At 40.7% G+C, this 21,390-nt stretch carries 16 protein-coding genes, 5 tRNA genes and 2 rRNA genes; 21 read left to right on the forward strand and 2 right to left on the reverse strand.

What is annotated here, in order from left to right:
• The first annotated feature begins 101 nt into the window (after positions 1-101).
• From AC3B6D_RS06025 to AC3B6D_RS06040, 4 genes are all read left to right on the forward strand, one after another.
• Positions 102-3,018: ribosomal RNA gene (locus AC3B6D_RS06025) — 23S ribosomal RNA — on the forward strand.
• 73 nt (positions 3,019-3,091) lie between these two features.
• Positions 3,092-3,208: ribosomal RNA gene (rrf, locus tag AC3B6D_RS06030) — 5S ribosomal RNA — on the forward strand.
• Between the two features lie 9 nt (positions 3,209-3,217).
• Positions 3,218-3,290 (forward strand) — tRNA-Asn (locus tag AC3B6D_RS06035).
• Positions 3,291-3,338: 48 nt separating this feature from the next.
• Positions 3,339-3,411, forward strand: a tRNA-Thr gene (locus AC3B6D_RS06040).
• A gap of 72 nt (positions 3,412-3,483) precedes the next feature.
• Here the strand turns inward: AC3B6D_RS06040 and AC3B6D_RS06045 are convergent.
• Positions 3,484-3,921 (reverse strand): GNAT family N-acetyltransferase, encoded by a 438-nt coding sequence (locus tag AC3B6D_RS06045; protein ID WP_489775166.1) that lies wholly within the window; start codon positions 3,919-3,921, stop codon positions 3,484-3,486.
• A 169-nt stretch (positions 3,922-4,090) separates the two neighbouring features.
• Between AC3B6D_RS06045 and AC3B6D_RS06050 the strand changes: the two genes are divergently transcribed.
• The 6 genes from AC3B6D_RS06050 (at position 4,091) to AC3B6D_RS06075 (ending at position 8,799) form a co-directional block, all read left to right on the forward strand.
• The gene (locus AC3B6D_RS06050) at positions 4,091-4,723 is read left to right on the forward strand and encodes a DNA-3-methyladenine glycosylase (protein WP_489758195.1); all 633 of its coding nucleotides are present in this window, start codon (positions 4,091-4,093) and stop codon (positions 4,721-4,723) included.
• A gap of 79 nt (positions 4,724-4,802) precedes the next feature.
• Positions 4,803-6,263 carry a peptide MFS transporter gene (locus AC3B6D_RS06055; RefSeq protein ID WP_489775167.1) on the forward strand — a complete coding sequence of 487 codons (1,461 nt, stop codon included), beginning with the start codon at positions 4,803-4,805 and terminating at the stop codon, positions 6,261-6,263.
• A 166-nt stretch (positions 6,264-6,429) separates the two neighbouring features.
• Positions 6,430-6,512: transfer RNA gene (locus AC3B6D_RS06060), tRNA-Tyr, on the forward strand.
• Positions 6,513-6,517: 5 nt separating this feature from the next.
• Positions 6,518-6,589 (forward strand) — tRNA-Gln (locus AC3B6D_RS06065).
• 61 nt (positions 6,590-6,650) lie between these two features.
• Entirely contained in the window at positions 6,651-7,352 is a 702-nt protein-coding gene (locus tag AC3B6D_RS06070) for a GntR family transcriptional regulator (protein ID WP_489758197.1), read from the forward strand.
• A 19-nt stretch (positions 7,353-7,371) separates the two neighbouring features.
• Positions 7,372-8,799, forward strand: coding sequence for an O-antigen ligase family protein (locus AC3B6D_RS06075; RefSeq protein ID WP_489769568.1), 1,428 nt, complete (start codon positions 7,372-7,374; stop codon positions 8,797-8,799).
• A gap of 169 nt (positions 8,800-8,968) precedes the next feature.
• Here the strand turns inward: AC3B6D_RS06075 and AC3B6D_RS06080 are convergent, their stop codons facing one another.
• Positions 8,969-9,682: a WecB/TagA/CpsF family glycosyltransferase gene (locus tag AC3B6D_RS06080; protein ID WP_489775168.1), complete on the reverse strand. Its 714-nt coding sequence runs from the start codon at positions 9,680-9,682 to the stop codon at positions 8,969-8,971.
• Between the two features lie 79 nt (positions 9,683-9,761).
• On the opposite strand from AC3B6D_RS06080, the gene AC3B6D_RS06085 reads away from it, so the two are divergent.
• The 11 genes from AC3B6D_RS06085 (at position 9,762) to ligA (ending at position 21,390) form a co-directional block, all read left to right on the forward strand.
• Positions 9,762-10,835, forward strand: coding sequence for a glycosyltransferase family 4 protein (locus AC3B6D_RS06085; RefSeq protein ID WP_489775169.1), 1,074 nt, complete (start codon positions 9,762-9,764; stop codon positions 10,833-10,835).
• Between the two features lie 27 nt (positions 10,836-10,862).
• The gene (nadE, locus tag AC3B6D_RS06090; protein WP_489775170.1) at positions 10,863-11,681 is read left to right on the forward strand and encodes an NAD(+) synthase; all 819 of its coding nucleotides are present in this window, start codon (positions 10,863-10,865) and stop codon (positions 11,679-11,681) included.
• Between the two features lie 12 nt (positions 11,682-11,693).
• Complete coding sequence (locus AC3B6D_RS06095; protein WP_489775171.1) at positions 11,694-12,122, forward strand: hypothetical protein; 429 nt, start codon at positions 11,694-11,696, stop codon at positions 12,120-12,122.
• 146 nt (positions 12,123-12,268) lie between these two features.
• Positions 12,269-12,354, forward strand: a tRNA-Leu gene (locus AC3B6D_RS06100).
• A 407-nt stretch (positions 12,355-12,761) separates the two neighbouring features.
• Complete coding sequence (locus AC3B6D_RS06105; protein ID WP_489756232.1) at positions 12,762-12,962, forward strand: cold-shock protein; 201 nt, start codon at positions 12,762-12,764, stop codon at positions 12,960-12,962.
• A 91-nt stretch (positions 12,963-13,053) separates the two neighbouring features.
• Positions 13,054-13,695: a glycoside hydrolase family 73 protein gene (locus tag AC3B6D_RS06110; protein ID WP_489775172.1), complete on the forward strand. Its 642-nt coding sequence runs from the start codon at positions 13,054-13,056 to the stop codon at positions 13,693-13,695.
• A 65-nt stretch (positions 13,696-13,760) separates the two neighbouring features.
• Positions 13,761-14,336 (forward strand): xanthine phosphoribosyltransferase, encoded by a 576-nt coding sequence (locus tag AC3B6D_RS06115; RefSeq protein ID WP_489775173.1) that lies wholly within the window; start codon positions 13,761-13,763, stop codon positions 14,334-14,336.
• A gap of 13 nt (positions 14,337-14,349) precedes the next feature.
• Positions 14,350-15,465, forward strand: a complete 1,116-nt coding sequence (locus tag AC3B6D_RS06120; RefSeq protein ID WP_489758205.1) for an ATP-grasp domain-containing protein — start codon at positions 14,350-14,352, stop codon at positions 15,463-15,465.
• Between the two features lie 42 nt (positions 15,466-15,507).
• Positions 15,508-16,806, forward strand: coding sequence for an adenylosuccinate lyase (gene purB / locus AC3B6D_RS06125; RefSeq protein WP_489775174.1), 1,299 nt, complete (start codon positions 15,508-15,510; stop codon positions 16,804-16,806).
• A 335-nt stretch (positions 16,807-17,141) separates the two neighbouring features.
• Complete coding sequence (gene pcrA / locus AC3B6D_RS06130) at positions 17,142-19,388, forward strand: DNA helicase PcrA (RefSeq protein ID WP_489758207.1); 2,247 nt, start codon at positions 17,142-17,144, stop codon at positions 19,386-19,388.
• Position 19,389: 1 nt separating this feature from the next.
• Positions 19,390-21,390, forward strand: a complete 2,001-nt coding sequence (gene ligA / locus AC3B6D_RS06135; protein WP_489758208.1) for an NAD-dependent DNA ligase LigA — start codon at positions 19,390-19,392, stop codon at positions 21,388-21,390.

A 21,390-nucleotide genomic window follows, 5' to 3' on the forward strand; every position in this document is an offset into this window, starting at 1 on the left:
TGACAGGAAACTGTCAAGGACATTAGTACTTTGAAAACTGAATATTATGAGAAGAAAGACACCGAGAATCGAGAGATTCGAAAGTAAGAAGTAATAAGTAAGGTTAAGATAATAAGGGCGCACGGTGGATGCCTAGGTACTAGGAGCCGAAGAAGGACGCAACGAACAGCGAAATGCTCCGGGGAGTTGTAAGTAAACGAAGATCCGGAGATATCCGAATGGGGGAACCCGGCTAAGGTAAAGCTTAGTCACACTGCGACGAAAGTTGTAAGTGAGGAAGACGTGGTGAACTGAAACATCTAAGTAGCCATAGGAAGAGAAAGAAAAATCGATTTCCTGAGTAGCGGCGAGCGAAACGGAAAGAGCCCAAACCAGAGAGCATGCTCTTTGGGGTTGTAGGACTGGGACGTGAGATAGTCGAAGATAGCTGAATCAGTTGGGAAGCTGAACCAGAGATAGTGATAGTCTAGTAGGCGAAATCAGAGACACTCTACCAGTATCCTGAGTACGGCGGGGCACGTGAAACCCCGTCGGAAGCAGGGAGGACCATCTCCCAAGGCTAAATACTCCCTAGTGACCGATAGAGAACAAGTACCGTGAGGGAAAGGTGAAAAGCACCCCGGAAGGGGAGTGAAATAGATCCTGAAACCGTGTGCCTACAAGTAGTCAGAGCTCGTTAAAGAGTGATGGCGTGCCTTTTGTAGAATGAACCGGCGAGTTACGATTGCGTGCGAGGTTAAGTTGAGAAGACGGAGCCGAAGCGAAAGCGAGTCTGAATAGGGCGAAAGAGAGTACGTAGTCGTAGACCCGAAACCAAGTGACCTACCCATGTCCAGGTTGAAGGTGCGGTAAAACGCACTGGAGGACCGAACCCACGTAAGTTGAAAATTGCGGGGATGAGGTGTGGGTAGCGGTGAAATTCCAAACGAACTTGGAGATAGCTGGTTCTCTCCGAAATAGCTTTAGGGCTAGCCTCGGAGAAGAGGATCTTGGAGGTAGAGCACTGTTTGGACTAGGGGCCCAACATGGGTTACTGAATTCAGATAAACTCCGAATGCCAAAGATCTTTCTCCGGGAGTCAGACGGTGAGTGATAAGATCCATCGTCGAAAGGGGAACAGCCCAGATCACCAGTTAAGGTCCCAAAATCCATACTAAGTGGAAAAGGAAGTGGAACTGCACAGACAACTAGGATGTTGGCTTAGAAGCAGCAACTCATTTAAAGAGTGCGTAATAGCTCACTAGTCGAGTGGTTCTGCGCCGAAAATGTACCGGGGCTAAGTATGGTACCGAAACTGTGGATGTGCATCGAAAGATGTACGTGGTAGGAGAGCGTTGTAAGCACGAAGAAGCCAGATCGAGAGGACTGGTGGAGAGCTTAGAAGTGAGAATGCCGGTATGAGTAGCGAAAGACCAGTGAGAATCTGGTCCACCGGATGACTAAGGTTTCCTGGGGAAGGCTCGTCCGCCCAGGGTTAGTCGGGACCTAAGATGAGGCCGAGAGGCGTAATCGATGGAAAACAGGTTGAGATTCCTGTACTGTTCAGTGTTGTTTGAACGATGGAGGGACGCAGGAGATGAATTGTGAGCATGCAGCTGGAAAAGCATGTCTAAGCAGCGAGTCTGGATATGAGTCAAATGCTTATAACCGCGAAGGATGAGTTGTGATAGGGAGCGAAATTAAAGTAGCGAAGCACAATAGTCACACTGCCGAGAAAAGCTTCTAGTGAGACACTGAATACCCGTACCGCAAACCGACACAGGTAGTCAAGGAGAGAATCCTAAGGTGAGCGAGAGAACTATCGTTAAGGAACTCGGCAAAATAGCCCCGTAACTTTGGAAGAAGGGGTGCTGGTGTAAGAGCCAGCCGCAGTGAAAAGGCCCAAACAACTGTTTATCAAAAACACAGGTCTCTGCAAAATCGTAAGATGACGTATAGGGGCTGACGCCTGCCCGGTGCTGGAAGGTTAAGAGGATGAGTTAGACTTCGGTCGAAGCCCAGAATTGAAGCCCCAGTAAACGGCGGCCGTAACTATAACGGTCCTAAGGTAGCGAAATTCCTTGTCGGGTAAGTTCCGACCCGCACGAAAGGCGTAATGATTTGGGCACTGTCTCAACGATAGACTCGGTGAAATTATAATACCCGTGAAGATGCAGGTTACCCGCGACAGGACGGAAAGACCCCATGGAGCTTTACTGTAGCTTGATATTGAGTTTTTGTGTAACATGTACAGGATAGGTAGGAGCCGTAGAGATCGGTACGCTAGTATCGAAGGAGGCGCTGGTGGGATACTACCCTTGTTATATGAAAGCTCTAACCCGCGCCGTTGAAGCACGGCGGGAGACAGTGTCAGGTGGGCAGTTTGACTGGGGCGGTCGCCTCCTAAACAGTAACGGAGGCGCCCAAAGGTTCCCTCAGAATGGTTGGAAATCATTCGTAGAGTGTAAAGGTAGAAGGGAGCTTGACTGCGAGACAGACAAGTCGAGCAGGGACGAAAGTCGGGCTTAATGATCCGGTGGCACCGTATGGAAGGGCCATCGCTCAACGGACAAAAGCTACCCTGGGGATAACAGGCTTATCTCCCCCAAGAGTTCACATCGACGGGGAGGTTTGGCACCTCGATGTCGGCTCATCGCATCCTGGGGCTGTAGTCGGTCCCAAGGGTTGGGCTGTTCGCCCATTAAAGCGGTACGCGAGCTGGGTTCAGAACGTCGTGAGACAGTTCGGTCCCTATCCGTCGCGGGCGTAGGAAATTTGAGAGGATCTGTCCTTAGTACGAGAGGACCGGGATGGACATACCACTGGTGTACCAGTTGTCTTGCCAAAGGCATAGCTGGGTAGCTAAGTATGGAAGGGATAAACGCTGAAAGCATCTAAGTGTGAAACCCACCTCAAGATGAGATTTCCCATTCAGTAATGAAGTAAGACCCCTCAAAGAAGATGAGGTAGATAGGTTGCGAGTGGAAGTGTAGTGATACATGGAGCTGAGCAATACTAATCGGTCGAGGGCTTAACCAAGGGTGTCGAGTAAGAACATAATATTCAGTTTTGAGAGGACTAAGGTTCTTTCAGAAGGTAAGAAGAGAGTAAGTGTGGTGGCGATAGCGAGGAGGAAACACCTGGAATCATGCCGAACACAGAAGTTAAGCTTCTCAGCGCCGAAAGTAGTTGGTGGGAAACTACCTGCGAGGATAGGTCGTTGCCATGCTGCTCTTATTCCGGTTTAGCTCAGTTGGTAGAGCATCTGACTGTTAATCAGGGTGTCGTCAGTTCGAGTCTGACAACCGGAGTTATAGTCGGATGTTTAACCGGCTTTTTTTATTAGTTTCGAATTGTTCGCCAGCTTAGCTCAGTTGGTAGAGCATCGGTATCGTAAACCGAGGGTCACAGGTTCGAATCCTGCAGCTGGCAGTATTATTATAAACAAAATAAAAAACGTTATATTAAGTTATAGCGTTTTTTATTTTGTCCATATTTATTTGATTAAACAGCTTTAACCATTTTATGGTGTTTGATACCAGCATCTAAAAATTGATTTCCTTCGACCTGATATCCTAAATTAGTATAAAAATTTTGAGCTTGATCTTGCGCATTTAAGACGAGAGTTTTAATTCCTTGCGTTTGAGCGTGTTGTTCAATCATCTGCATTATTTGACTGGCAAATCCTTGATGCCGAAAATTTTGGCGAACAGCAACTCGTTGAATATGCCATTGGGTTGGCGTTTCTTTTAAAACGCGCGCTGTGGCAATTGGCTGGTCGTTATGTTCATCGTAACCTACATAATATTGACAATTTGCTTCATCCTGATCAATTTCTAGATCAGCCGGAACATGTTGTTCTTGAATAAAAACTGCTTTTCTTAAAACTAAACTATCTTGATAAATTTGATCATTTAAATCGTCCGTGAATTTGATAATCATTTTTTCTTCCTTTCTTAACGCAAATTAGTTGACGAATTTGTTTTTTTAGCTCAATAATTTAATTGGATATTAAATTGCAAGACTTAATAATATTAGTTCTGTTTAACCATTGTGAAAATAGAGCTAATGTTTTTAATTTTACCATAAAGTATTTAGAAAGGAGGTTCTTATGAGTTCAATTACAGCATTTTTAACCAGTCAATCAACGATTCAATTAGCTCAAGATTTGTTAGGACATGAATTACAGTATCACTCTGCCTATGGTTTAACTGCTGGTTTGATTGTTGAGACAGAAGCATATTTAGGTACGCCGGATTCTGCTTCACATGCATATCGTGGTCATCATTCTCGCGCTAATCAAGCACTTTATCAAGATCCAGGGACCATTTATATTCATTCACAGCGCGGACATTACTTATTGGACATTGTTGTTCAAATGTCAGGACAACCAGAAAGTATTTTGATTCGGGCTCTGCAACCGACTAAGGGGTTAACTATTATGCGAGAACTACGGCAACAGACAACGACGACTAATTTAACGAATGGACCTGCTAAGTTGACTCAAGCGTTAGGAATTACGTCGCGTGATTTAAACCAAACCCCCTTGAGTTTCAAGACGCTGAGTTTAAGTGATCAACGAATTAAAACGCCCAAAATTATTAAAACTTCTGCGCGGATTAATGTTAGTCAACGTGGTAATTGGGCACAAAAACCTTTACGTTTTTTTGTTGCGGGTAATCCTTATGTTTCTAATTGTCGCAAAAAAGATTGTTTATTTACTAGTTTGGGCTGGAATCGCTAAATTGGGCATTGTTTTTTGACATTATCTATTAGAAAGATTAAAATGTTAGGGCATTGTTTAATATTTAGGGAGAATATTTATGGATACAAAAAAGGAAAAGACGTTCTTTGGTCAGCCTATGGGGTTAAAGACCCTATTTATGACTGAATTTTGGGAACGATTTAGTTATTATGGCATGCGGGCAATTCTGTTGTACTACATGTACTATGCGATCAAGCTCGGTGGCTTAGGCTTTAAGCAAGAAACTGCTGCGTCCATTATGTCTATTTACGGATCATTGGTTTATATGACCAGTGTTTTAGGAGGTTATATTAGTGATCGTATTTTAGGTAGTCGGCGAACCGTCTTTTGGGGCGGGGTTTTGATCATGTTTGGTCATATCTTCTTGTCGTTGCCGCTAGGTTCTACCACGTTATACTTGTCGATTTTGTTCATTACAATTGGTACTGGTTTGTTAAAACCCAATGTTTCGGACATGGTCGGTGATTTATATAGTGCTGAGGATAACCGCCGTGATGCTGGATTTAGTATTTTTGTCATGGGAATTAACTTAGGTTCCTTAATTGCGCCCGCAGTAGTTAGTCAAGCTTGGAAGAGTTTTAACTTCCATGTTGGCTTTTCACTAGCGGCGATCGGGATGTTCTTTGGTTTAATCACGTATTATATTCAAGGAAAGAAATATTTACCAGCAGAAACTTTGAAACCCACTGATCCTATTACTGATGCTGAAAAAAGTAAACTTTATAAAAAGGTCATTGTCTTTGTCTTAGCAATTGTCGTTATTGTTTTATTAATGATGGTCATGAAGTTAGCTAGTTTACAGAACTTTATTAGTTTAATCAGTATTTTTGGCATTATTTTACCAATTGCATACTTTATTATTATTTTAAGTAGTAAAAAGGTGACTAAGATTGAAAAATCGCGCGTTTATGCTTATATTGGCTTATTTATCGCTGCGGTAATCTTCTGGGCCATTGAAGAGCAAGGTTCTTCTATTTTGGGCTTATTTGTTGCTAATAATACGCAATTGCATTTGGGGAGCTTTGAATTGAATCCAAGCTGGTTCCAAATGTTAAATCCATTCTTTATTATTATTTATACACCATTATTTGCTTCTCTTTGGACTAAGCTAGGTAAAAAGCAGCCTTCGTCACCGACTAAGTTCTGGTTAGGCTTAGTCTTTACCGGTATTTCCTATTTAGTTTTGGTTTTACCGTTAATGGGCGGTTCACACGGCAAAGTTAACCCATTATGGTTAGTTTTGAGCTGGGGCATTGTAGAAATTGGTGAAATGTTAATCTCACCAATTGGTCTTTCAGTTACGACTAAATTGGCGCCCAAAGCTTTCTCATCCGAAATGATGAGTATGTGGTTCTTAGCAGATGCTGCGGGACAAGCTATTAATTCCCAATTAGTTAGATTTTATCCACACCACGAAATGGCTTACTTTGGTGTAACGGGGTTAGTAGCAATTGCCTTTGCTATTCTCTTGATTTTCTTTACACCAAAAATCAAAAAATTAATGTCCGGAATCAATTAATAAAAGTTCACCTTTTGGTGAACTTTTTTCGTTTTTTAAAAGAATTATTGGTATAATATTCGTGGAATGTTTCGGAAGTTATCAATAGAAAAATAAAAAATTTGTTATAACCTCTTGCAAAATGGAACAAAATTGGTTATTATATTTAATGTCCTATTGATATGTTGGAAGGGTAGCGAAGTCTGGCTAAACGCGGCGGACTGTAAATCCGCTCCTTCGGGTTCGGTGGTTCGAATCCACTCCCTTCCATTGATTGGGTTATAGCCAAGTGGTAAGGCAATGGACTTTGACTCCATTATGCGCTGGTTCGAATCCAGCTAACCCAATAATTGACTGAAACGTTGGTTTCAGTCTTTTTTTATTTTTAATTTGAGGGGGGTAATCTCCGTGTCCGAAGTACCAATTTATGTTCAGATTCATAACCAAATGAAATCCGAGATTGCCCAAGGAAAGTGGCAAGTAGGCCAAAGAATTCCGTCAGAGCGCTGGTTAGCACAGCATTTTGCTGTGAGTCGCATGACCGCACGGCAAGCTATTCAGACCTTGGTTGATGAAGGAATCTTGTCACGTAAGGTTGGTTCTGGGACTTATGTTGCTAGTCAAAAAGTTCAGGAAAAAATGTCCGGAACGACTAGTTTTACAGATATTATGAAATCACAGGGCAAAAAGCCGGCTAGTCGCGTTGTTTCCTATCATCTTGCCGAACCGACGCTCAGTGAGAAAGAGCATTTACAATTAGCCGATAAAATTGATGTTTTGCGAATGGAACGCATTCGCTTAGCCGATGGCGTGCCCATTTGTTTTGAAATCACTACTGTACCGTGGAATCTTGTTCGGGATTTAAGTCAACAGCAAATTACACAATCGCTGTATCACGCTTTAGAGCAAAAGGGCTTAAAGCTCGGACATGCTCAACAGAATGTGTCAGCAATGTTAGCCTCAGAAAAAGTAGCTGAGCTTTTAAAGGTCAAGCGGGGTGCTCCTGTGCTAAGATTACGGCAGGTTACCTTCTTAGATGATGAGCAACCGTTTGAATATGTTCGTTCACAGTATGTGGGTGAGCGCTTTGAGTTTTATTTAGAAAGATAAAAGATAATGGAGAATTATTGTGAAATCTAGTTCAATTCAACGTTTTAGTTGGTATTTAATGATTTATTTTTTAATACAACCAATTTTGGATGTGATTACCGGTTGGCAAATGAAAGTATTGCCTAACTTTAGTTTGACACTGGGCGTAGCGATTCGTGCAATTATGCTAGTTTTAATTGTTGGCTTTATTTTAAAAGTTGCGCACCAGCGTGATGATTGGCTGGATCGTTATGTGCCGTGGTTCTTAGGACTATTATTAGTATTAGTTGTGATTAATTTGGTGGTTAATTATTTCAATAAGCCCGCTTTTTCGTGGTTTACAGAAATTTCGGCGTGTTTTAAAAGTCTGCATTACTTAATTATTATTTTGGGCATGTACTACGCGTTTAAGAATTTATCAGCACAGCAATTAAAGCGTTCGGTGCCGGTTTTTGTTTATTGGGCACAAATGATGATTAACGTGGTCATGATTGTAGCAGTTATGACCAAGACGGCTTTTCATACCTATCCCCAGGGAAAATTAGGAACAAGTGGTTGGTTTAATGCTGGCAATGAGTTAAGTGCAATTTTGGCAATTGCCTTTCCAATTGTTTTGCTATATGCGCTAGAAAAGTCTCAGCAGCAACATAATTATTGGTACTTTGGCGGCGTGATTCTATCCGTCAATTCTATTACAATGCTCGGAACGAAAAGCTGTTTCTATGGGATGATTTTAGCGCTCATTTCGGCCTTCTGTTTGCAGTTAATACGAATCTTTGTGACGCATGAAAAAAAAGCTGCCAATATCATTAATACGGTTCTAATTGCCGTTTTATTGGGGGGAGTTTTAGCAATTTATCCGCATTCACCAGTTCATGATAATAGTGTGATTCAAAATCGAATTATTCGCGAAAATCAACAAAATAAAAAGAAAATGTTGTCTGATAAAAAGCACAGAAAGCATATGGATCATTACGAGCGTTTCTTATTGCAAAATAAGGAATTAAGTAATCCGCTACTAGCGAAGTTATTAAGCGGCCGGACCAATTATTATCGCCTAAATAGTTATGAATATAAAAAATCTGCCTTGGCCCAAAAATTATTTGGGATGGGCTACGGGGGTAATTATCGTAAGCATCCACGAACTGTGGAGATGGATTGGTTAGACTTCTTCTTCCAATTTGGAATTATTGGTTTCGTGATTACAATTTTGCCGTTAGTCGGCATTATCTTCTATTTATTGTTTGAATTCTGCCGTTACTTTTTCCAACCAAAAATTCAAACCAATTTATTGTATTTTGTGGCCTTTGGCTTGGGAATTTTTATGTCAATCTTTTCAGGGCATGTTCTCAATGCGCCCGGAGTTAGCATGTATTTTGGTTGGGTCACAGCATACTTGTTGTTTGTCTTACAAAAACCCAAACCACAACATCTAGCCTCTAGAAAAACTAAAGTTATGTTTCCTTAAAGCTGAACTTTTTTCTAAGTAATCAAAAATTCCGTTCTTAAAAATTAATTTAGGAACGGAATTTTTTTGCGTCGTTGGCGTAATTTGAAAGGTAATGATGCTGTTACAAAAATTAAAAAGATATTATTAGGACACTATTAAGTGCGGAACTACTCAAAGATTTTCAGGGTTAATGTTGCTGATTAACTAATTTTAAAAAGCGCGGTAAAGCTAAGAAACGTTTAAAACGACTAGGATGGCTTAATAAGCGATAGAGCCATTCTAAGTGCCAGTTTTGAATTAATTGCGGGGCGCGTTTGACCGTTCCAGATAAGACGTCAAAACTGCCTCCCACGCCAATCCAAATTGCAGGCGTCAGTTGGCGGTGGCGATAAATAAATTCTTCCTGTTTGGGAAACCCTAAAGCGACAGCCACGATATCAGGCTTAGTTTGTTTTATTTCTTGGACAATGGGTTGTTCATCTTGAAAATACCCGTCATGTGATCCGACAAGTTTTAGTTGGGGATATTTTTGGTGAATATTTTGGACGGTTTTAGTAATAATTTCGGGTTTAGCACCTAATAAATATACTTTTAGGCTACACTTATTGGCAATTTCTAGTAAACTAGTAAGTGTATCAAAGCCAGTAATTCGTTCGGAGAGTGGTTGATGCATCATTTGTCCTGCTTTAATAATCCCGATACCATCAGGAGTGATGTAGTCGGCTGTTTGAATTAATTTGCGATATTCTGGATGATCGTAAGCATAAACTGCAATCTCAGGGTTAGCAGTAACAATAAAGGTATTTTGATGATTAGTGATACGTTGCTGGAGTAACTTTATAAAATTTTGATTAGTAGTACTAATAAAAGGCAAATCTAAGATTTTAATTTGTTTTGGCAATTTTTCTAAACTCCTTTTTTAATACCTTTAGTTTACGATAACTAGATTTGTTTAACAATTTATTGTGAGGATTTAATTTATGAAAACTTTACACGTGAACGCCGGGAATGAAAATGGCGGCGGACGAACGATTATTATTAATATTTTACGGGGCTTGAATCAACGAGATATTGATTCGCAGCTCTTAGTTTTTGAACGGGGGCCAGTTTCTGATCTAGCAAATGAATGGCAAATTCCCACTACTATTATGAACCAAGATGGGCAGTTGGATTTGCGGGTGCTCGGGCGTCTCAAGAAGTTCATTAATGATAATCAAATTGATATTGTGAATACGCATGGTCCCCGGGCTAATTTTTTAATGAGTTTGATTTATAGGCATGTGCATGCAAAGTGGATCATTACGGTTCATAGTGATCCTTATGTGGATTTTGCTGACAATTTCAAAGGAAAGTTAATGACTTCTTTAAATTTACGGGCCTTGAAAAAAGCTGAGCTATTGATGCCAGTAACTGCTAAATTTAAGCCAATTTTAGAACAAGTGGGGATTGCCGCAGACAAAATCAAGCCGGTCTTTAATACAATGTACTTTCGCGAAAAAGCGCCCCAAACGACGCGACAAGATCCGTTTACGCTATTGAATGTTGCTCGTTTAGTGCCTGTGAAAAACCAACAATTACTCTTAAAAGTTTTAGCAGAGCTAGATTTTGACTGGCGCTTAAAGCTAGTGGGTGATGGAACTTCGCGGCCCCAATTGGAACACTTAGTACAAGAACTAGATTTGGCACAAAAAGTCGAATTTATCGGCTTTCAAGACAAAACAGAGCAGTATTACCAAAACGCGGACTTATTTGTCCTACCATCATTATCGGAAGGCTTTCCACTAGTTTTACTAGAAGCAGCTAATAATGGTTTACCCGTGGTCGCTAGTGATGCTGGTTCGGATGCGCAAGCCGTTCAACCGGGGCTGGGGTGGATTACCCCTATTAATGATTTTGAAAGCCTAAAACAGGCGTTAATTCAAGCTCATGACTTGTGGCAAAAAGATGAATTACGCGCTTTGGGCCAGAAATATTATGAATATTGTGCTGCCAATTTTTCTAACGAACGTTTGGCTCAAACAATCAGTGAAATTTATCAAACTGTGTTAAAGTAATTGTATTTGAGAAATGAGGTTTTAAGATTGCGTCCATTACAAAAAGAAATTATTGCTTTTGAAAAAGTTGCGCCCCAGATTGATCCCGAACAAGAAGTACAGCGGAGTGTGGACTTTTTAAAGCATTTTTTACAAAAAAATCAATTAAAAACATTAGTGTTAGGAATTTCTGGTGGTCAAGATTCGACTTTAACAGGTCGCTTGGCCCAGTTAGCTGTTAGTGAATTACGAGCAGAACAACCCCAATCTAGTTACCAATTTATTGCCGTTCGTTTGCCTTATGGGCAACAAGCTGATGAATCAGATGCTTTACAGGCTTTAGACTTTATTCAACCGGACAAGACTTATCGGGTGGATATTAAGCCAGCGGTAGATGCAGTCGTGGCTAGTATCACACCTAATGGCTTAACCATTAGTGATTTTAATAAAGGCAATATTAAAGCGCGTCAACGCATGATTGTACAGTATGCGATTGCTGGTGAAACTAAGGGCGTTGTAGTGGGAACCGATCACGCCGCGGAAAATATTACGGGTTTTTATACTAAATACGGTGATGGTGCCGCCGATGTTACGCCTTTATTTAGGTTAAATAAGCGCCAAGGCCGTCAATTATTGCAATACTTGCAAGCCCCGGCCAATTTATATACTAAAACCCCGACGGCTGATTTAGAGGATGGTCGGCCAGGCTTAGCTGATGAAGTTGCTTTGGGGGTAACGTATCAAGAGATTGATGATTATTTGGAAGGCAAAGAAGTCACAGCATCAGCAGCCCAAAAGATTGAAAATTGGTATTTGAAGACTGCTCATAAGCGGCAGTTGCCGTATACAGTTTTTGATCAATTTTAAGGAGGCAAAGACATGGTTAATAAAGCACAACAGCGGGCAATCAAGTACGCACAAATATTAAATGATGTTTTACAACGGACGCAGGAAATTCAAGAAGAGTTGAATCCTAAGTTTCAAGAAATTAAAACGGCTTTGCAAAAAAACGAATTAGAGCAAATGCAATCCGCTCATTACTTGGCAATTCAGGGTGATTTTCAGCATGGGACTGATGAATATGCTCAATTAACCCAACAATTAGCCGATTTAAGAGCTCCAGCACGTTTTATGGGCATTCATATGAATTTAGTTCAAGCCTATCAAGCTTATGTTCAAGCTTGCCAGCAAATGATTGATAGTATGAAAGATAATCGTACGGTGGACTTGGATCAATTTCAGCAGTCTGAACAAGATCAAGACCAAGCAACGGCTGAGATTGCTAAGTGTTTACAGCGCTTAGGTTAAAATTTTTTGTTCCAGCTCCCAATTGGAGTTAGATGCCAGTTGCCTCATAAAAATAAAAGATTTGTGTTAATTGATGCTAATTTATTTTTGCCGCAGTTGCTTGCAAAATTTGCCCATTCATATTATGATGAATGAGTATTGTTTTTGCGGGCATGGCGGAATTGGCAGACGCGCAAGACTAAGGATCTTGTGGAGAATTATCTCCGTGGAAGTTCGAGTCTTCTTACCCGCATCTTAATTAAAGTAGCTACGGCTACTTTTTTTGTTGTCATATATGAAAATGATTGAACAAAAATCGCTTAATACTTAATTTTTGGCGAATATTTAAACAAGTGGCACTACGACAATTTGGATAAGAATATTATTCACTTTACTAGATTTTTTAATTTTTTGATTGCTGGTTTCTTAATGTGAAGAAGTGGTTCTTGTTAGGCTCTAGGAGCGCAAAGAGCTGTTTAAAGTGTGCTTTCCATATTAAAATAAATTTAATAAATTTAGCAAAACTTGATTGATTATCTTTTGTGAGCATGTTAATATAAAGACGTGTTTTTGAATGGTTATGGTTCGATGGTTCATGTGTAACTAACTTCCATATCGGCCACAAAGAAATGCAAAAAGTGTTTTGAGGAGGATGTTCACATGGAACATGGAACAGTAAAATGGTTTAACGCTGAAAAAGGTTATGGTTTTATTACTCGCGAAGATGGTAGTGATGTATTCGTACATTTCTCCGCTATCAACGGTGAAGGCTATAAGACTCTTGAAGAAGGTCAATCAGTTACTTTCGATATCGAAGAAAGTGATCGTGGACCACAAGCAGTTAACGTTAACAAAGACTAAGCTTAAACTCTTAGTGCTGACCAGCCCACGGGCTGGTTTTTTTTTACATAAATCTTGGGTGCATGTTATCATAATTATGAGAAAGATATCGGTGAAAAATTTGGCAAAAAGGCGTAGCCGGGCAACTCAGCAAAATAATTTTGCGAATGGCTTGGTGGCAATTTTAATCTTAGGTTGTGGATTTGTTTTAGCGGTCATAATGATTAATCATTGGCGACAAGAAGTTGTGAACTCGCAGCCGAATATTCAAGTACAGAATCAATTTCGGCAAAAACAGCAATTTATTAAAAAGTTAGCACCAGCGGCTGTGAAATACGGGCAACAGTATCATGTATTACCAAGTGTGACGTTGGCCCAAGCTATTTTGGAAAGTAATTGGGGGCAAAGTAGTTTGGCTAGTGATTATCATAATTTGTTTGGCGTGAAAGATGACAATCCCCAGGAGTCGCAAGAATTGCAAACTCAAGAGTACCAAAATGGACAGTGGGTCACGGTGACCGCCCGTTTTAAGGTTTATACTAATTTTGAAGCATCCATTGCCGATCATGATGCATTGTTGGCAAACGGTACTACTTGGAATAAGCAGCAATACCAGCACGTACTAGCGGCTGACAACTATGTCGAGGCGGCACAAAGTTTGCAAAAAGATGGTTATGCTACAGATCCAGATTATGCTAAAAAACTAATCAAAATTATTCAGACTTATAATTTAGATGAATATGATACCAAATAAATTAAAGTATTTCACTAATGCAGTGATAATGGTAATCTTAAAGTAAAGCTTAGGGAGGCACCACAATGCGTGAACTAGAAGAACGAATCAAGCAGGATGGTCGAGTTTTAGGCCGAGATGTGCTCAAAGTTGACAGTTTCTTAAATCATCAAATTGATCCGCTGTTAATGCAAAAAATGGGTCAGGCTTTTTATCAGCATTTTCAAAAATTGCCGATTACCAAAATTTTAACTGTTGAATCTTCGGGAATTGCGCCCGCCGTTTTAACGGGCGTTGCTTTTCAAAAGCCAGTGGTTTTTGCTCGGAAGCATCGTTCTATTACAATGAGTTCGGATTTATATGTTGCGGATGTTTACTCCTTTACTAAAAAAGAAACTAATCAAATTAGTATTGCTAAAAAGTTTTTGACTGCTCAAGATCACGTTTTAATTGTGGATGATTTTTTGGCTAATGGACAAGCAGTTTCCGGCTTGACCACGATTATTCAACAATCAGGGGCGACGTTAGAAGGAATTGGAATTGTCATTGAAAAGACTTTCCAAAAAGGGCGGCAGCTGATTGATGAACAGCAGATTCCGATTCTGTCCTTAGCTAGAATCAGTGGTTTTGAGAACGGAAAGGTAATTTTTGCAGAAGAATGAGGCAGAATTAAGCATGGAATTTATGGAACCGAACAGTAAATTAGGAATTATTCATGGTGGTAGTAGTGATCAGCAATTGGCCATTCAAGCGCAAAATATGGGCTTTCAGGTGACAGTTTTGACTGACCAGCCGAAGCAATGGACTAATGTTGTTAGTAAATTAATCGTGGGTGATTACCACAACTTAGAATTGTTAGAACGCTTGTTTCAAGCTGTGGATTTAGTTTTATATAATGATAGTCAGATCGAATTACCTGATCCGCAACAATTAGCCCAGCCGGAAAAATTAGTTCAAGGTACTGAAATTCTTGATTTGATGCAAGATCGTTATTTAGAACGGTGCTTTTTGAACGAACATAATTTGAATATTACTCCGTATGTCACGGTTGTGAATAAAGCTGACTTACAAATGGCTGTTTCAGAAATTGGGTTTCCATGTCTTTTAAAACCGATTCAACGCGCGGTGGATCCTGATTTTCAAGAAACATTTTATAATCAAGCACAAATTGACAATTATCAATTGCCACAAGGCTCCTTTATTTTGGAATCATTGGTCGATATTCATCAAGAAGTCTTTGCCATGGTTACGAAAGATTACACGGGCGACATTAAAACTTATCCGTTGATCAAGGTTACACGCCCGCAAGGCTTGAAAACGGCTTTAGTTACGAAAACTGATGAAGTCGCTTTGAAACAAGAAGTACAAGAAATTGCCCAAACCATTGGCAGTCATTTGCATTATCAAGGCTTGTTTGCGATTAAATTGTGTACTACCCAATCTGGAATGCTCTATGTTGAACGGTTATATCCGGGAACCGTGTTTTCCGCGCAAATTTTTGCAGCGGTGACGCAAACCTCTCAGGAAGAATTGTTAATCCGCAGTTTGTGTAATTGGCCCCTGCCTAACTTAACCCCCTGGATGAATGGCTGTGAGTTACAGGTGACTAAACAGCATTTGTCCACAGCGGTGGCTTTGATTCAGCAACATCCACAATGGCAATTAAAATTTAATCATCGTGACTATTCGTCTGCCACAGACCAAACAGAAGTTGGAACTTTAGTGGTTTTTGCGGAAAATGAACAACAATTACTCAATTATGTGAACGCCACAGAGTTGTGGCAGATTTAAAAATAGCGGTAGCTTTACAGTTAAGGGATAAAGGAGAAGTTCATGGTTATCAAACGGTATCAGAATCCAGCAATGGCCCAAATTTGGAGTGAGCAAAATAAATATCAGGCGTGGTTAGAAGTGGAGATTGCCGTTGACCGAGCTTGGAATCGTCTCGGAAAAATTCCGGATGCTGATTTAGCTGCCATTGAACACAACGCTAGCTTTCAAGTAGCAGATATTATCGCAATGGAAAAAATTACGAAGCATGATGTGGTAGCTTTCACACGGACTGTTTCCAAAAGCTTAGGTCCAGAAAAAAAGTGGATTCATTTTGGAGTTACTTCGACAGATGTCGTCGATACAGCGTATGGCTATTTGTTAAAACAAGCTAATACTTTGTTGCGCCAAGACTTAGTGGAGTTGTTACACGTAGTGGCTCAAAAGGCGCAACAATATAAAACGGCGGTGATGATGGGCCGGACTCATGGTGTTCATGCTGAACCCACCACCTTTGGCTTAGTATTGGCCAATTGGTATTCAGAATTAAAACGCGATTTACAACGGTTTGATCATGCTGCTCAAGGCGTTCAAGCCGGGAAGATCAGTGGTGCGGTAGGGACTTTTGCTAACGTGCCTCCCGAAGTCGAACAAATGGTGTGTGCCCAATTAGGTTTGACAGCGCAGGAAATTTCTACACAAGTGTTACCGCGTGATTTGCATGCTGAATATATCATGACGTTGGCTTTGATTGGGGCTTCCTTAGAACGTTTTGCCTTAGAAATTAGACATTTACAACGCACTGAAGTGCGCGAAGTCGAGGAACATTTTGCGCCAGGACAAAAAGGTTCCTCAGCGATGCCTCATAAGCGTAATCCGATTGGTTCAGAAAATATTACGGGTTTAGCACGTGTTTTAAAAGGACATGTTTTTACCGCACTAGAAGATATTGAATTGTGGCATGAGCGGGATATCTCGCACAGCTCAGCGGAACGGATTATTTTGCCAGATTCCACGGAAATTTTGGACTATATGTTACAACGTTTTACTAAAATTTTAAGCAATTTAACCGTTTTTGAAGATAAAATGGCTGCTGATTTAAATGTTACGCATGGCTTGATTTATTCACAACGCGTGTTGTTGAAGTTAATTGATGCGGGGTTAAGTCGAGAGCAAGCCTATGATTTGGTGCAACCCAAGACGGCTCAAGTTTGGGAAGAGCACGTGGACTTTCGGCCGTTACTAGAAGCTGATGAGCAAATTATGCAGTATTTGAGTCCCGCTGATTTAGATGAAGCCTTTGATTATCACTGGCATTTAAAACATATTGATGAAATTTTTACCCGGGTGGGCTTAAATTAGAGTGCTGTGTGACAAAACTGACTTGTTTGAAAATAAAAAATAATAAATCAAGGTTGGGGTCAATCAGCTTAATGATTGTATGTGATCATTAAGCTGATTGAATTGAAAAAGCCAGCAGTTCAGTTCAGCTTGAACTGTCAGCTGACTTTTAGCCCAACCTCTTTGTTTGGCATTAACAGCTGCAGAAGATGCTAAATATTGGGAGTTAGACGCACTGAAAAATTGGTGGATAATTTTTGCGATTGTATGATAGATATTCTTTTCGTGTGGCTGGATTGTCCGCGGGAGTTTGCTATAATTGAGACTGTAATTTAGAAAAGAAAAGGAAGAATTTAATGTCAGAAACAGCTATTTTACAGGGACTAAACGATAAACAAAAACAGGCAACAACGACAACAAATGGTCCCTTGTTGGTTTTGGCTGGAGCTGGTAGTGGTAAAACGCGAGTTTTGACACACCGGATTGCTTATTTAATCGAAGAACAAGAGGTTTTGCCGTGGCACATTTTGGCGATTACGTTTACCAATAAAGCTGCGCGTGAAATGCAAGAACGGGTTCAAAAATTGTTAGGTGAACATGCACAGGGAGTTTGGGTCTCGACCTTTCATTCGATGTGTGTGCGAATTTTGCGCCGTGAGGCAGAAGCAATTGGCTATAGTCGCGCTTTTACAATTACGGGTTCATCAGAGCAATTAACTTTGGTGAAGCAAATTTTAAAGCAGTTAAATCTTGATCCCAAAAAATATGATCCGCGGGCTTTATTGAGTGTGATTAGTGGTGCCAAAAATGAGTTACTAACGCCTAAAGCTTATGCTCAACAAGCTAATAGTCCGTTTGAAAAAGTCGCTGCCCAAGTTTATGAACAATATCAGGCGCGCTTACAAGATAATCAAAGTATGGATTTTGATGACTTGATTATGCAGACGACGATTTTATTTGAGCAAAATCCGCAAATTTTAGATTCTTATCAAGAAAAGTTTCATTACATTCACGTGGATGAATATCAGGATACGAATGATGCTCAGTATCGCTTAGTTAGTTTGTTAGCAGCCAAATACCAAAACATTTGTGTCGTGGGTGATGGCGATCAGAGTATCTATGGTTGGCGCGGTGCTAACATGGATAATATTTTGAATTTTGAACAGGATTATCCTCAAGCACAAACAATTTTATTGGAACAGAATTACCGCTCGACCAAAGTGATACTACAAGCAGCTAATGATGTGATTGCCAATAATAATAATCGGCAACCGAAGAAATTATGGACAGATAATCCGCAGGGTGAAAAAATTGCTTATTATCGTGCTGCTTCCGAACGGGATGAAGCGTTGTATGTAATTGACCAAATTGTCAAATTACGCCAGGCGGGAGATTATCAGTTAAAGCAAATGGCCATTTTGTACCGGACTAATGCACAATCGCGAATTTTTGAAGATCAATTGTTAAAGGCGAACCTACCGTACAAAATTATTGGTGGGCACAAATTCTATGATCGCAAAGAAATTCGGGATGTTTTAGCCTACCTACAATTGGTTGCCAATCCTAAAGATTCTTTAAGTTTTCAACGAGTAATTAATGAACCTAAACGCGGGATAGGACAGGGCTCTTTGGCGAAGTTGCAGCAAGCTGCCGATCAAAAACAAATTAGTTTGTTAGAAGCAGCTTTCAATGCCGATACCATTACAGGCTTATCAGGTAAAGTTAAACTCAACCTGCAAAATTTTGCGCAGATGATTCACAAGTTGCAACAACCCAAGGCTTATGCCAATATGACTGATTTAATGCAAGCGGTGCTTGAACAAAGTGGCTATGTGGCTAACTTAGAGCGGCAAGATAGCCTTGAGGCTCAAACACGTTTAGAAAATATTCAAGAATTATTAACGGTGACACAAGATTTTGATCAAAATTATGAGCCAGAGGATGAAGCAGCTGATTTTCTGGTCGATTTTTTAGCAGAATTAGCGTTAGTGAGCAGTGAAGATACGGAAGCTGACCAAAGTGATCAGCTGACGTTGTTAACATTACACGCGGCAAAAGGTTTGGAATTTCCAGTAGTCTTTTTAGTGGGCATGGAAGAAGGAATTTTTCCTTTAAGTCGCTCACTGAATGATGCTGAGCAACTGGAAGAAGAACGGCGGTTGGCTTATGTCGGCATTACCCGGGCACAGGAACGGCTATATTTGACCAGTGCCTGGTCCAGAATGTTATATGGTCGTACCCAGAGTAATCCTCAATCGCGATTCGTTGACGAAATTACCCCTGATTTATTAGAACAAAAAGCTGTGCAACCGCAAGCTAATACGACGCAATACCCGTTTGATCAACGTCGCTCTATTCGTCGGCCACGTAAACCCCAACAACACCCACAAGCTCCGAGTGTGGCGAATCAAAGTGCTGCTGGTCAAGTTCATTGGCAAATTGGTCAACAGGTACAGCATAAAGCTTGGGGCATTGGGACGATTGTAAAAGTTACGGGACAAGGCGAAAGCGCCGAGTTAGATATTGCCTTTGAACAACCGACCGGCATTAAACGCCTATTAGCTGAGTTTGCCCCGATTAAAAAAGTTGAGTCAGGAGAATGATATGGATCAATCCACAGCTCAAGAGCAATTAACCAAATTACGCACACAACTGAATCAGGAGCGGGCAGCTTACTATACTAAAGATGCCCCCTTAGTTGAAGATTATGTTTATGATCAACAATATGAACAATTATTACAATTAGAACAGCAGTTTCCCCAATTAGTAACGCCAGATTCTCCTAGTCAATTGGTGGGTGATGTTGTTTTACCAGAATTTTCAAAAGTTAATCATGCCATTCCGATGTTATCAATGGGTGATGTTTTTTCGTTTGAAGAGCTGCAAACTTTTAATAATCGTTTAAAAATGGCTTTGGGTCATCCTGTAGATTATTGTGTGGAGTTAAAGATTGATGGCTTGGCGTTATCACTGCGCTATGAACAAGGAAAATTAGTCCAAGCTTCCACCCGTGGTGATGGTCAAGTAGGTGAAGACGTGACAGCTAACGTGCGAACAATTAGTGATATTCCACAGACTTTAGCCCAGCCTTTGGATCTGGAAGTTCGTGGTGAATGCTACATGTCCAAGGCTGCTTTTCAACAATTAAATCAAAAGCGTGATCAAAACGGCGCTAGTGCTTTTGCCAATCCGCGCAATGCTGCTGCGGGTAGCTTACGGCAATTGGATGCACAAGTCACGAAACAACGGCAATTAAGCACTTTTATCTACACTTTGATGCAACCGCAAGCTTTAGCTGTGAATAATCAAGCCCAAGCTTTGACGACAATGCAAGATTTGGGCTTTCAAACGAATCCTGACCATTTTGTCAGTCATGACTTAGAAGGCGTGCAAGATTTTATTGCTAAATACCAAGAATTACGGACTGATTTACCCTATGGCATTGACGGAGTAGTTTTAAAAGTCAATGATCTCCAAGCCCAAGCAACTCTGGGTAATACGGTCAAAGTTCCACGGTGGGAAATTGCTTATAAATTCCCCCCCGAGCAAGCTAAAACGCGGATTAATGAGATTGTCTGGACTGTGGGGCGGACAGGTGTGGTGACACCGACTGCTGTGATGGATCCTGTACAATTGGCGGGCACGACAGTGGCGCGGGCCACGTTGCATAATCCAGATTTAATTAAACAAAAAGATATTCGCTTGCATGACGTGGTATTGCTTCATAAAGCGGGGGATATTATTCCCGAAGTTTCGCAAGTTTTGGTTGATCAGCGTTCTCGTGATAGTCAACCATACGTCATTCCACAACAATGTCCTTCTTGTCAATCGCAACTGGTACATCTGGAAGAAGAAGTAGCTTTACGTTGTATTAATCCAATGTGTCCGGCGCAGGTGCAAGAGGGCTTAACTCATTTTGCATCACGGAATGCCATGGACATTACAGGTTTAGGCCCGAAAATTATCCAACAGCTGTGGCAAAAACACTTAGTACGCGATGTCGCTGATTTGTACCGGCTAACAGCCAGTGACTTGACGGAAATTCCGGGTTTTAAAGATAAATCCATTCATAATTTGTTAACAGCTATTGACCGCTCGAAAGCTAATTCCTTAGAACGCTTATTATATGGTTTAGGGATTCGCCATGTTGGTGCGAAAGCGGCGTTATTATTAGCACAAAATTTTCAAACTTTAACCGCGCTGATGGCTGCTTCCAAAGAGCAAATTGCGCAGATTGCAACTTTAGGGGAGATTATTGCGGACAGTGTGACTGTTTATTTTCAGAATCCGAAAGTGCAACAACTAGTTACAGAATTAGCCAAGTTACAAGTCAATTTAACTTATCAAACTGCTGGTGCTTCAAGTGATAATACTATTTTTAATGGTAAAACAATTGTCTTGACGGGCTCTTTGCAACACTATACGCGGGCGCAATTGACGACACAACTAGAACATTTGGGAGCGCATGTTACTAGTTCCGTTTCCAAAAAAACCGATATTTTAATTGCTGGTGCAAAAGCGGGTAGTAAATTAACAAAGGCTCGGCAATTAGGAGTAGCTATTTGGGATGAAAGCCAATTACAACAACAACTTGAGGAAGTGTAA

The organism is Bombilactobacillus sp. ESL1097 (genome assembly GCF_058107205.1).